The sequence below is a fragment of the Pseudomonas palmensis genome (assembly GCF_017848315.1).
Classification (GTDB): domain Bacteria; phylum Pseudomonadota; class Gammaproteobacteria; order Pseudomonadales; family Pseudomonadaceae; genus Aquipseudomonas; species Aquipseudomonas palmensis.
In genome coordinates, this window is sequence record NZ_JAFKEC010000093.1 from 1 (window position 1) to 13,025 (window position 13,025).

The window sequence follows — 13,025 nt, forward strand, 5'->3', positions numbered from 1 at the left end:
TGCCCGACCCGTTCGACCGCAGCGTGCAGGGGGGCGGGCGGCTGTACCGCACCGGCGACCTGGCGCGCTATCGCGGCGACGGGGTGATCGAGTACGTGGGGCGCATCGACCACCAGGTGAAGATCCGTGGCTTCCGTATCGAACTGGGCGAGATCGAGGCCAGGCTTCAGGAGCACCCGGCGATCCGCGAGGCGGTGGTGCTGGATATCGACGGCGCCACCGGCAAGCAACTGGTGGCCTACCTGCTGGCTGCCGGGCCGGTGGAGGCGGCGCAGCAAAGCGCACTGCGCACCGGCCTGCGCGAGCACCTCAAGGGCGTGCTGCCGGACTACATGGTGCCGGCACACCTGATGTTCCTAGAGGCCTGGCCGCTGACCGGCAATGGCAAGCTGGACCGCCGTGCACTGCCCAGGCCCGATGCCAACCAGTTGCAGCAGGCCTATGTGGCGCCCCACAGCGAGCGCGAGCAGCAGGTGGCGGCGATCTGGGCGCAGGTGCTGCAGGTGGAGCAGGTGGGCCTGACCGACAACTTCTTCGAGCTGGGCGGGCACTCGCTGCTGGTGCTGTCGGTGCTGTCGCGCCTGCAGTTGTCGCTCGGTCTCAAGGTGGAGCCGCAGGTGCTCTTCCAATACCCCGTTCTGGCCGCGTTCTGCGAGCAGCTGGACCAAGGAAATAGTGTGGATTTCGAAGATACGTTACGACGCCTGGACCTGTTTGCCGAAGACCTGGAGGATGCTCAATGAACACCGATACCGCCAAGAGCGTCGCCAAGCGTTTCGTCATGCTGGCGCCGGACAAGCGCAAGGTTTACTGGGAACGCATGCAGGCCGAGGGCATCAGTGCCGCCAACCTGCCGATTCCGGCGGTCAAGGCGCTGTTCGATGAACTGCGCCTGTCCTATGCGCAGCAGCGCCAGTGGTTTCTGTGGCAGTTGGAGCCACAGGGCGCCGCCTACAACGTGCCGACGGCGCTGCGCCTGAAGGGTGCGCTGGATGTGGAGGCGCTGCGCCGCAGTTTCGAGGCCCTGGTGGCGCGCCACGAGACCTTGCGTACCACCTTCAGCCATGCTGACGGTCAGGCCTTGCAGGTGATTCATGCTGCGGCACCGTTCGCATTGCACGTCGATGCGGTTCAGGTGCCGGCGGGTGCAGACCGCCAGGCGCTGATCAGGCAATGGGTGGAAACCGAGACCCGGCGCCCGTTCGACCTGGAAAGCGGCCCGTTGCTGCGGGTCAAGCTGCTGAAGCTGGGTGACGACGACCATGTGCTGGTACTGACCCTGCACCATATCGTCTCCGATGGCTGGTCGATGCCGGTGATGGTCGAGGAACTGATCCGGTTCTACGAAGGCTATCGCCTGGGCCAGCCGGTACAGCTGCCGGCACTGCCTATCCAGTATGCCGACTACGCAATCTGGCAGCGCCACTGGATGGAGGCGGGGGAGCAGACGCGCCAGCTGGGATACTGGACCGAGCAACTGGGTGGCGACCCGGCGGTGCTCGAACTGCCCCTCGACCGGCCGCGTCCGGCCATCCAGAGCCAGGCGGGCGCGAGCCTGGCAATCGAACTGGAGCCCGGCCTGGCCGGTGCCCTCAAAGGCCTGGCCAGGGAGCAGGGTGTGACCTTGTTCATGCTGCTGTTGGCCAGTTTCCAGGCGTTGCTGCACCGCTACTCGGGTCAGCCCGAGATTCGCGTCGGTGTGCCGATTGCCAACCGCAACCGGGTGGAGACCGAGCGCCTGATCGGCTTCTTCGTCAACACCCAGGTGCTCAAGGCCGAGTTCGACCTGGACACCACCTTCCAGGCGCTGCTGCACCAGGTGCAGCGCACCGCACTGGCGGCGCAGGCGCATCAGGACCTGCCGTTCGAGCAACTGGTGGAGGCGCTGCACCCGCAGCGCAGCCTCAGCCACAGCCCGTTGTTCCAGGTGATGTACAACCACCAGACCCAGGGCAGGAACGCGCGTCACAGCCTGCCGGGCCTGACGGTCGAAGGCCTGGAGTGGGAGCAGCACAGCGCCCAGTTCGATCTGACCCTGGAAACGGTCGAAACCGAACAGGGCATCGGCGCCTCGCTGAACTACGCCACCGCGTTGTTCGACGCATCGACCATCCAGCGTCTGGCCAGCCATTGGCGCCAGTTGCTGCAAGACGTTGTCGCGCAGCCGCAGAAGCGCATCGCCGAACTGGCGTTGCTGGATGCTCAGGAGCAACAGCAGGTGCAGGCCTGGAACCGCACCGAGGCGGGGTTTGACCGCGAGCGCTGTGTGCATGAGCTGATCGCCGCCCAGGCGCAGCGCACCCCTGACGCCCCCGCCGTGCTGTTTGCCGGGCAGACGCTGAGCTACCGGCAGCTCGACCAGCGCGCCAACCAGCTGGCACACCGACTGCGCGAGCGCGGGGTAGGGCCGGATGTACTGGTGGGGCTGGCGCTGGAGCGCAGCCTGGAAATGGTGGTGGGCCTGCTGGGTATCCTCAAGGCCGGCGGCGCCTATGTGCCGCTGGACCCGGATTATCCGCAGGAGCGCCTGGCCTACATGATCCAGGACAGTGGCATCGGCCTGCTGCTGACCCAGCCGACGGTGCAGTTGCCCGCCAGCAGTGCTGTCGAGCGCCTGATGCTGGAGCCGGGCGCTGCCTGGCTGGCCGGCTGCGAGCTCGGCGCGCCGCAGCTTCACATGCAGCCGGACCACCTGGCCTACGTGATCTATACCTCGGGCTCCACCGGCAAGCCCAAGGGTGTGGCCGTGCGCCATGGCGGGCTGGCCAATCACATGCACTGGATGCAGCAGGCCTTTGCCGTGCAGCCTGAAGACCGCGTGCTGCAGAAGACCGCCTTCAGCTTCGACGCCTCGGTGTGGGAGTTCTGGCTGGCATTGATCGGCGGCGCGCAACTGGTGGTGGCCGAGCCGGGACTGGTGCTGGATCCGCAGCGGTTCTGGCAGCAGGTGAGCGAGCAGCGCATCAGCATCCTGCAGTTGGCGCCGTCATTGCTGCATGCCTTGCTGCCGGATCGCGGCGCGGGCCAGATGGACTCGGTACGGTTGCTGGCGATGGGCGGCGAAGCGTTGTCCGCCGCGTTGAGCGAGCAGGTTCGAGCCGGCTGGGGCGGGCAACTGGTCAACCTGTACGGCCCCACGGAAGCCACCATCGACAGCACCTTCCACGTGCTGTCGGCGCAGCTGCAGGCGGGCACGGTACCCATCGGCCGCGCCGTGGCCAACGTGCGCCTGCATGTGCTGAGCGATGCGCTGGGTGTGACGCCGTTTGCCAGGGGCGAGCTGTACATCGGCGGTGATTCGCTGGCGCGTGGCTACCTCAACCAGCCGGCGCTGACGGCCGAGCGTTTTGTGCCGGATCCGTTCGACACCAGTGCCCAGGGCGGTGCGCGCCTGTACCGCAGCGGTGACATGACACGCTATCGCGCCGATGGGGTGATCGAGTACCTCGGGCGCGCCGACCACCAGGTGAAGATCCGTGGCCTGCGCATCGAGCTGGGTGAAATCGAGGCCAGCCTGCACCAGCATCCGGCGGTGCGCGAAGCGGTGGTGCTGGCTGTCGATGGCCCCCACGGCAGGCAACTGGCGGCCTATCTGGTGGCCAGCGACGGGCTGGCAGCCAATCCCGAGCAACTGGCCAGCCTGCGCGAGCATCTCAAGGTCCGCCTGCCGGAATACATGGTGCCCACGCACCTGCTGTGGCTTGATGCGTTGCCGCTGATGCCCAATGGCAAACTCGACCGCAAGGCACTGCCCGAGCCCGATACGAGCCAGTTGCAGCAGGCCTATGTGGCACCGCAGAGCGAGCTCGAACAACGCATCGCGGCGATCTGGGCCGGCGTGCTCAAGCTGGAGAAGGTGGGCCTGACCGACAACTTCTTCGAACTGGGCGGCGACTCGATCATCTCGATCCAGGTGGTCAGCCGCGCGCGCCAGGCCGGTATCCACTTCACCCCCAAGGCGCTGTTCCAGCACCAGACTGTGCAGGGCCTGGCTTCGGTGGCCCGCCTGGGCGAACAGGCACAGCATATCGACCAGGGGCCGATGCAGGGTCAGGCGTTGCTGCTGCCGGTGCACCAGTACTTTTTTGACGAGGCAATACCCGAACAGCATCACTGGAACCAGGCGCTGCTGCTCAGGCCCGGTCAGGCGCTGAAGGCGCCCGTGCTGGATCAGGCCCTGCAAGCGCTGCTGACCCACCACGATGCCCTGCGCCTGCGCTACACCCGGCAGGCCGATGGCGCGTGGGCGGCAGAGTATGGCGCTCCGACCGCAGCAGGTGAGGCGCTGTGGACCCGGACATTGGATGATGCCGATGCGCTGCAGGCACTGTGCGACACGGCCCAGCGCAGCCTTGACCTTGAGCGCGGCGAGCTGCTGCGCGCGGTACTCGCGACCCTGCCCGATGGCAGCCAGCGCCTGTTGCTGGCCATCCACCACCTGGTGGTGGACGGCGTGTCGTGGCGCATCCTGCTTGAAGACCTGCAGAGCGCCTACACCCAACTGGCCGCCGGCCAGGTGGTGAACCTGCCACCCAAGACCAGCTCGACCCAGGCCTGGGCGCAGCGCCTGCAGGCGCACGCGGCCGACCTGCAAGGTGAACTGGCCTACTGGAGCAGCGAACTGGCGGGCGCCAGTGCCGAGCTGCCCTGCGACAACCCGCAGGGATCGCTGCAGAACGTGCATATGGCCCGGGCGCAGACGCGGCTTGATCAGGCTACCACCCGCCAGTTGCTGCAGCAGGCTCCGGCGGCCTACCGCACCCAGGTCAACGACCTGCTGCTGACCGCCCTGGCGCGGGTGGTCGCGCGCTGGACCGGGCGCGATGAGGTGCTGATCCAGCTTGAAGGCCACGGTCGCGAAGAACTGTTCGACGAGATCGACCTGACCCGCACGGTGGGCTGGTTCACCAGCATGTTCCCGGTCAGGCTCAGCCCCGTCGACAGCCTCGACGGCTCGATCAAGCGCATCAAGGAGCAACTGCGCGCGGTACCCGACAAGGGCATCGGTTTCGGCGCGCTGCGCTACCTGGGCGACGCGCAGGCCCGTGAAGCCCTGGCCGCGCTGCCGGTGCCGCGCATCACCTTCAACTACCTGGGCCAGTTCGACGCCAGCTTTGCCGACGAGCAGGGGGAGGGCGGGTTCTTCACCCCGGCCCGCGAGTCTGCCGGTGACAGCCAGAGCTCCGAAGCACCGCTGGGCAACTGGTTGTCGATCAACGGCCAGGTGTATGGCGGCGAGTTGACCCTGAGCTGGAGCTTCAGCCATCGGATGTTCGCCGAATCCAGCATCCAGACTCTGGCCCAGGCCTATACCGCTGAACTCCAGGCGCTGATTGCGCATTGCATTGCACACGATACGGCTGGCGTGACGCCTTCGGACTTCCCGCTGGCCAGGCTGACCCAGGCACAACTGGACAGCCTGCCGGTAGCGCTGGGCGATGTCGAAGACATCTACCCGCTGTCGCCGATGCAACAGGGCATGCTGTTCCATACCCTGCAGGCCCCCGAGACGGCGCTGTACATCAACCAGATCGCGGTATCGGTCGATGGCCTGGACAGTGCCCGGTTCATTGCGGCCTGGGGCAGCGTCCTGGCTCGTCACGAGACTCTGCGCACCGGCTTCTGCGCCGCGTCACAACTGGCCGAGCCGTTGCAGGTGGTGTATCGCCACGCCGAGCTGCCTGTGCGTCTGCTCGACTGGCGCGACCGCCAGGTGGCTCCGTCGGACCTCGAGGCGCTGGCTGCGGCGGACGCTGGCGAAGGCTTCGACCTGGCCACGGCACCCTTGCTGCGCCTGACCCTGGTCAGGCTCGACGCGCAGCGTAGTCACCTGCTGTGGACCTGCCACCATATCCTGATGGATGGCTGGAGCAGCTCCCGGCTGTTCGCCGAGGTGTTCATGGCGTACCACGGCCGTGCGAGCGACACCGGGGTGGGACGCTACCGTGACTACATCGAGTGGCTGGGACGCCAGTCGCAAGGGCAACTGGAGCAGTTCTGGCGCGCCCACCTGGCCGAGCTGGAAGGCCCCACGTTGCTGGCCGACAACGTGGCCCCGCAGCCGGACTTGGGGCTGGGCGGCCACGCGGCGCTGTACCTGCGCTGGGACCAGGCACGCACCGAGCACCTGCGCACCCAGGCCCAGCACCTGCGGGTGACCCCGAACACCCTGGTGCAGGCTGCATGGCTGCTGCTGTTGCAGCGCTATACCGGGCAGCGCACCGTGTGCTTCGGCGCCACCGTTGCCGGGCGCCCGGCGACGCTGGCGGGTGCCGACGAGATGCTTGGGCTGTTCATCAATACCCTGCCGGTGGTGCAGACCCCGCAGCCGCACCAGCGCGTCAGCGACTGGCTCTCCCAGTTGCAGGGGCACAACCTGGAACTGCGTGATCACGAGCATGCGGCACTGGCCGATGTGCAGCGCTGGGCCGGGCGACCGGGCCAGGCGCTGTTCGACAGCATCGTGGTGTTCGAGAACTACCCGGTGGACGAGCGCCTGCAGGAAACCAGCAACAACGACCTGCAGTTCGGCCAGGCCAGTACCCGTGACGTGACCAACTACGCCATGGACCTTGCGGTGAACCTGGGCCAGACCCTGACAGTCGAGTTCCTGTACCTGCAGAACCGGTTTACCGAGGCGGCCACCGCAGCCATTCTGGGCAACTTCGAACGCCTGCTCGGGGCAATGCTGGACAACCCGCAGGCCACGCTGGGCAGCCTGGATATGCTGACCCCGGCGCAGGCGCGGCTTCTGCAGAGGCGCAACGAGCTGGCAGCACTGCCTGTCGCGGCCCCTGGGTTGCTGGCAGACGATATCGCGGCCCACGCCGGTCGGCGTCCCGACGCTATTGCGGTGATCTGCGCCGATCAGCAACTGAGCTATGCCCAGCTCGATGAGCAGGCCAACCGTCTGGCGCAGTACCTGCTGGCACAGGGTGCGGGTGCCGAAACCTGCATAGGCATCGCCCTCGAGCGTTCGGTGCACACGCTGGTTGCCTTCCTGGCGGTGATGAAGAGTGGCGCGGCCTATGTGCCGCTGGATATCGACTACCCGCAGGAGCGTCTGGCCTGGATCGTCGAGGACTCTGGCATGCACCTGCTGCTGACCCACAGCTCGCTGAGCCAGCGCTTCGCCGGCGTGGCCTGCACCCTGGAACTGGACCGCCTGGACCTGCATGGCCAGGCGGGCGGTTGCCCGCAGGTGGTAGTGCAGCCGGACAACCTGGCGTATCTGATCTACACCTCCGGCTCGACCGGCAAGCCCAAGGGGGTAGCGGTCAGCCACAGGCAGATCCGCATGCACTGCCGCGCGATTGCCGAGCGCTATGAAATGAGCGAGAAGACCCGCGAACTGCTGTTCATGTCGTTTGCCTTCGACGGCGCGCAGGAGCGCTGGCTGTCGACCCTGCAGGCCGGTGGCTGCCTGGTGGTGCGTGACAACCACCTGTGGACCGCCGAGCAAACCTTGCAGGTGCTTGGGGCACAGCGCATCGATATCGCGTGCTTCCCGCCGGCCTACCTGCAGCAGTTGGTGGAGTGCGCCGAGCGTCAGCACCTGCCGGCGCCACCGGTGCGCGTCTATTGCTTTGGCGGCGATGCCGTGCCGCAAGCGCTGTTCGAAGACGTCAAGCGGGTGCTGCGTCCGCAGTGGCTGGTCAATGGTTACGGGCCGACCGAGACGGTGGTCACGCCGATGCTGTGGAAGGTGCCGGCCAGCGGGCAGTGCGAGGCGGTGTATGCACCGATCGGCGAGCGGGTGGGCCAGCGCACGCTGTATGTGCTGGACGAAGACCTCAACCTGCTGCCCGATGGCGTGGCCGGTGAGTTGTACATCGGCGGCCTGGGGGTTGCGCGCGGCTACTACCGCCGCGCGGCCCTGACGGCCGAGCGCTTCGTGGCCGATCCGTTCGCCGCCGGTGCCCGTCTGTACCGCAGCGGTGATCGTGTGCGTCGGCGCGCCGACGGGGTGATCGATTACCTGGGGCGCCTGGACAACCAAGTCAAGATTCGCGGTTTTCGTATCGAGCCGGGCGAAGTTGAAGCGCGCTTGCGCAATCAGCCGGGGGTGCGTGAAGCGGTGGTGATTGCACGTGACACCCAGGGCAGCAAGCAACTGCTGGCCTACGTCGTGACCACGGCCCAGGCCGCTGGCGTGGAGCAACTGCGCGAGGCGCTGCGCAGCGAGTTGCCCGACTACATGGTGCCGGCCCATGTCATGCTGCTGCCGGCCCTGCCGTTGACGCCCAATGGCAAGCTCGATCGCAATGCCTTGCCGGCCCCGCAATTGGCCAGCCGGCCCCGGAGTGCACCGCGCAATGCGCTGGAGCGCACGCTGGCGAGCATCTGGCAGGACGTGCTGGAAGTGGACAACGTGGGTATCGACGATAACTTCTTCGAGCTGGGGGGCGACTCGCTGCGTGTGCTGAAGATGCTGTCCAGGGTGCGCGCCTGCGCCGACCTGGACATCGAACTCAAGCTGCGCGATGTGATGGCCGGGCCGACGATTGGCGAGTTGTCCGGCTATTCGACACTGCAGGAGCAGAACCTCGACCCGCTGCTGTTGCTCAACACCCCGGTCGAGCACGGACCTGCGTTGTTCTGCCTGCATGCCGGCTTCGGTACGGTGTTCGACTACGAGCCGCTGGCGCGCCGCCTGGAGGGGCGCTGCAGCGTCTACGGCCTGCAGTGCCGCATGCTGCTGGACCCTGGCTGGGTGGACGAATCGCTGCAGTCGATGGCCATCGACTATGCCCAGTACATTCGCCAGAAACAGCCCGAGGGCCCGTACCGGCTGCTGGGCTGGTCGTTGGGCGGTGCGCTGGCGAGTCTGGTGACCCAGGAGCTGGAAAGCCAGGGGCAGCAGGTGACGTTCCTTGGCCTGGTCGACAGCTTCATCCCGACGTCCTCGCCGGCGCAGCCGGACACTGACTGGGGCGAGGATCTGCGAAGCTTCCTGGGCGTGGTGCTGCAGGCAGCGAAGGCGGATCTGGCATTGCCCGCAGTGCCGGCCGGTGCGGAGGTGGCAACCTTGCACGCGCTGATCGACAGCGTGCGTGCAGGGCTGCCCAGCTCGGCATTTGCCGAGGTCGAGAGCGCGGAGCTGGCGCACACCTTTGCCGTGGCCATGCACCTGAAGGCGCTGTCGACGCGCTTGAACCAGCTGCCGCTGACAGCCGCGGGTGCCTGTTGCTGGTGGGCCGGTGCTCGTGCCGAGGGGGTACGCATCGACGGCAGCGTCGAGGACCTGGCCATCGCCGCCGGCCACTACGACATCCTCAGGCATCCGGACTGGCTGGCCAGCCTGGGCCGACGACTGACCGACGACCTGACTGTTGCTGGCTGAGCCCTGCCGCCCCTCGATCAGGGCGGCTTTTCATTTCTGTTCACTGATTGGCAAGGATAAAAGAAGATGGCCCTGGACCCTGACCTGGAAGGTTTCCTCGAGCTGGTTCAACTGGGACGCCTGAGCGGCAAGACCCGGCCCATGCATGAACTGGAGGTGGCGCAGGCGCGCAGCGACTTCGCCTCGGCCTCGGGTATCCTGGACCCTGCGCCGCCAGGCGACCTGCAGGTGGTCGAGCTGAGTGTACCGAGCCGCGATGCCCAGGCGGTGCCGCTGCGCCTGTACCGGCATGCTCGACGTGGCCCCGGCCTGCAACCGGCGATCCTGTACTTTCATGGTGGTGGCAATGTGGTTGGCAGCCTGGACTCGCATGATGCGGTGTGCCGGCGCCTGGCCAGCAGCGGTACCCATGCGGTGCTTGCGCTGGGGTATCGGCTGGCGCCGGAGCACCCTTACCCTACGGCGGTCAACGATGCGCTGGATGCCGCCGACTGGCTGGCGACGCAGGCGACATCACTGGCTATCGACAGCCGGCGGATCAGTGTGGCGGGCGACAGCGCCGGTGCTACCCTGGCCACGGTGCTGGCACTGAGCGCACAGCAAGGCCTGTGCCGGCTTGCGCCCAGTGCGCAGTTGCTGTTCTACCCGGTCACGGACATTACCCGCGAGCGTGATTCGCATCGGCGCTATGCCGAGGACTACCTGCTCGAGAGCCAGACCCTGCGCTGGTTCTACGCCCACTACTGCCCCGACCCGGCCCTGCGCGGCGACTGGCGCGCCTCGCCGTTGCTGGCCGGGCACGCCGAGCCGATGATCCGTACCTATGTCAGCCTGGCCGAATACGACCCGCTGTTCGACGAGGGGCAGGCCTATGCCCAGCGCCTCCAGGCCTCGGGCACCGACGTGACGCTACGGGTGGAACAGGGCCTGACCCACGATTTCCTGCGCATGGGAGGGATTTCGTCGCGGGTCGCGGGGATCTATGCCGAGGTCGAGCACTGGCTGCAATCGGCCTGAGGTCCGCGGGCTGCTCAACGCAAAAAGGCGCCGAGGCGCCTTTTTTCGTGGGTGTCGATTTACCAGTCGTAGGTCAGGTTGGCGGTCACCGTGCGGCCCTGGCCGTAGGTGCACTCGAACATGCCGCTGCAGCGGGTGACATACAGTTTGTTGTCCAGGTTCTCCACGTTGGCCTGCACTTTCACGCCCTTGATGTGCAACGGGGAGCGTTCCAGGTCGTAGGAGATCATGCCGTCGTACACGTTGAACGACGGGACGTTGAATTCGCTCCAGGCATAGCTGGTGCCCGGGCTGCTGCGCACATAACGCACTCCGACGCCAAAGCCGAGGCCGACCAGGGCGGTGTCTGCCGGCATCTGGTAGTCGACCCAGGCCGAGGCGGTCAGCGGCGATACGCCGACCGGATGACGACCTTTGAGGCCATCGTTGTCCTTGGTGAACTCGGCGTCGACCCGTGATACCGAGGCGATCAGGTTGAGGTTGTCGGTCAGCGCCGCCTTGCCTTCGAGTTCAAAGCCCACCGAACGCATGGCGCCGGCCTGGTTGTTGAAGCCGGGGTTGGCCGGGTCGCTGGTCAGCACGTTCTTCTTGTCGATCTGGTAGGCCGAGAGCTGGATGAAACTGTCAGAACCTGGCGGCTGGTATTTGATGCCCACTTCGTACTGCTTGCCGGTGGAAGGCTCGAATGTCTTGCCGTCCACGTTGGCGGTGCCGGCCACCGGCTGGAACGATTCGGAGTAGCTGAAGTAGGGCGTGATGCCGTTGTCGAACAGGTAGCCAAAGCCTGCGCGGCCGGAGAACTGCTGATCGCGGGTAGTGGAGGGCTTGACGTACAGCGGGTGGTCGTAATCGATCTTGGCCCAGTCGAAGCGCCCGCCCAGGGTAAGGAACCAGCGGTTCCATTTCAGCTGGTCCTGAACGTAGACGCCGGTCTGGGTGATGGTGTCGTCCCAGGGGTTGGCGGCTGCCTGGCTGAAGTCCAGCGGCTGGCCGTAGTGCGGGTCGTAGAGGTCGATGCCTGGCGGGTTGCGGTCGTAGCGGCCGAGGAACTTGGAGTTGAAGTGGTAGTAGTCCAGGCCCAGCAGCACGGTGTGGTTGACGTCGCCGGTGTTGAACACGGCCTGGGCCGAGTTGTCGATGCCAAAGACCTTGTTGGTCTGCTTCCAGTCGATGGCGTAGCGGTCGGTGTAGCGCTGGTTGTTGACCCCCGTGGCGGGGTTGGCGATGAAGCTGTAGCCGTGCAGCACTGCGGCGAAGCGGTCATCGACGTAGGCGTAGCGCGCGTTCTGGCGCAGGCTCCAGACATCGTCGATCTGGTGGGTCAGCTCGTAGCCGAAGACGTACTGTTCACGGTCGTAGGCGTTGAGCCCGGGCTCGCCGATGAAGGTGTTGCGATCGAGCTTGCCGTTGGGGTTCTTGAATACCGTGCCCACTGCCGGCAGGCCCTGGGGCTCGGGCACGTCGTTGTCTTTCTGGTACTGGCCGTAGAAGGTCAGGCTGGTGTCGTCGTTGATGTTCCAGGTGAAGCTGGGGGCCAGCAGCATGCGCTTCTGTTCGGCATAGTCGACTTCGGAGTTGCTGTCGTTGGCCAGGCCGGTGAGGCGGTACAGGAAGGTGCCTTGCTCGTCGAGCTTGCCGCCGAAGTCGAATGCGCCGTAGCGCCGATCATAGCTGCCAGTACCCAGCACCACCTGGTGGATGGGCTCGACACCGGGGCGCTTGGAGACCATGTTGACGATGCCGCCGGGCTGGTTCTGGCCGTACAGCACCGAGGCGGGGCCCTTGAGAACCTCGACCCGTTCGAGCAGGTAGGGGTCGACCTGCAGCGCACCGCCGGTACTGCCGCCGCCATAGGGCAGGTGCAGGCCGTCCAGGTACATGGGCGTGGGGCTGAAACCGCGGGAGGTGGGTTCATCGAAGGCCTTGACCCGTGCCGAGAAGCCCTCGACCTGGATGCCGGGGGTATAGCGCAGTGCCTGGGTGACGGACAGGGCGCCGCGGGCGGTCATCTCGTCCTGGGTGACCACGTTGATGGTCTGCGGGGTTTCCAGGATCGAGGTGTCGGTCTTGGTTCCGGTGGCGCTGCGTTTGGCGACATATCCCTGTACCGGCCCCCACGCCGATTCAGTGAACTTGCCTGACACCAGCGACGGTTCCAGGTTGATCTGGTCGGCATCGGCCCCCGAGCGTGCGCCGCTGAAGTAGATGGCGTTGTCCTGCACGCTGTAGCGCACACCGGTGCCTTGAAGCATGATCTGCAGCGTTTCTTCAAGCGGGTAGCGACCCTTGACGGCGTGCGCGTGCAGGCCGTTGATCTCTTCGGGGTTGAACAGGATCTGCAGGCCGGTCTGATGGCTCAGTTCCTGGATCGAGCGGCCAAGCGGGCCGGCGGGGATGTCCAGCTGCCACTCCTGGGTCTGCGCCTGTGCGGCCAGGGTGAACGCCATGCCCAGCCCGACCGCGGGCAACGTGGCTTTGAAGGCGTGGCGCAGGCGCAACGCAGTGGTCAGGGGCTGCAAGCAGTGTCGTGTTGGCATGGCGATGCTCTTGTCTTGGTTGGCTCAAGTGGTTGGGAAGGTAAGTGTCAGCAGTTTTTTTCGAATGTGGGTAAGACGCGTGACCGCTGAAAAACCGGAAATAAAAAAACTTCTCATTGCCTTTCAGG

The 13,025-nt window shown here is 66.2% G+C and carries 4 protein-coding genes; 3 read left to right on the forward strand and 1 reads right to left on the reverse strand.

Features of this window, described 5'->3' with window-relative positions; all coding sequences use genetic code 11:
- The 3 genes from JZZ72_RS26730 to JZZ72_RS26740 all read left to right on the forward strand — a co-directional run.
- Nucleotides 1-743, forward strand: a 743-nt coding sequence (locus JZZ72_RS26730; protein WP_210015436.1) for a phosphopantetheine-binding protein, incomplete at its 5' end; no start/stop codon positions are given.
- Nucleotides 740-9,343 carry a non-ribosomal peptide synthetase gene (locus tag JZZ72_RS26735; protein WP_210015437.1) on the forward strand — a complete coding sequence of 2,868 codons (8,604 nt, stop codon included), beginning with the start codon at nt 740-742 and terminating at the stop codon, nt 9,341-9,343. The genes JZZ72_RS26730 and JZZ72_RS26735, both read left to right, overlap by 4 nt.
- A gap of 66 nt (nt 9,344-9,409) precedes the next feature.
- On the forward strand, nt 9,410-10,360 hold the full coding sequence (locus tag JZZ72_RS26740; RefSeq protein WP_210015438.1) for an alpha/beta hydrolase: 951 nt from the start codon (nt 9,410-9,412) through the stop codon (nt 10,358-10,360).
- A 59-nt stretch (nt 10,361-10,419) separates the two neighbouring features.
- Here JZZ72_RS26740 and JZZ72_RS26745 read toward each other — a convergent pair whose 3' ends face one another.
- Nucleotides 10,420-12,897: a TonB-dependent siderophore receptor gene (locus JZZ72_RS26745; protein WP_043863163.1), complete on the reverse strand. Its 2,478-nt coding sequence runs from the start codon at nt 12,895-12,897 to the stop codon at nt 10,420-10,422.
- Nucleotides 12,898-13,025: the final 128 nt, after the last annotated feature.

Coding starts and splice junctions, on each gene's coding strand:
- JZZ72_RS26735 (WP_210015437.1), top strand. CDS start 740: ATGAACACCGATACCGCCAAGAGCGTCGCCAAGCGTTTCGTCATGCTG.
- JZZ72_RS26740 (WP_210015438.1), top strand. CDS start 9,410: ATGGCCCTGGACCCTGACCTGGAAGGTTTCCTCGAGCTGGTTCAACTG.
- JZZ72_RS26745 (WP_043863163.1), bottom strand. CDS start 12,897: ATGCCAACACGACACTGCTTGCAGCCCCTGACCACTGCGTTGCGCCTG.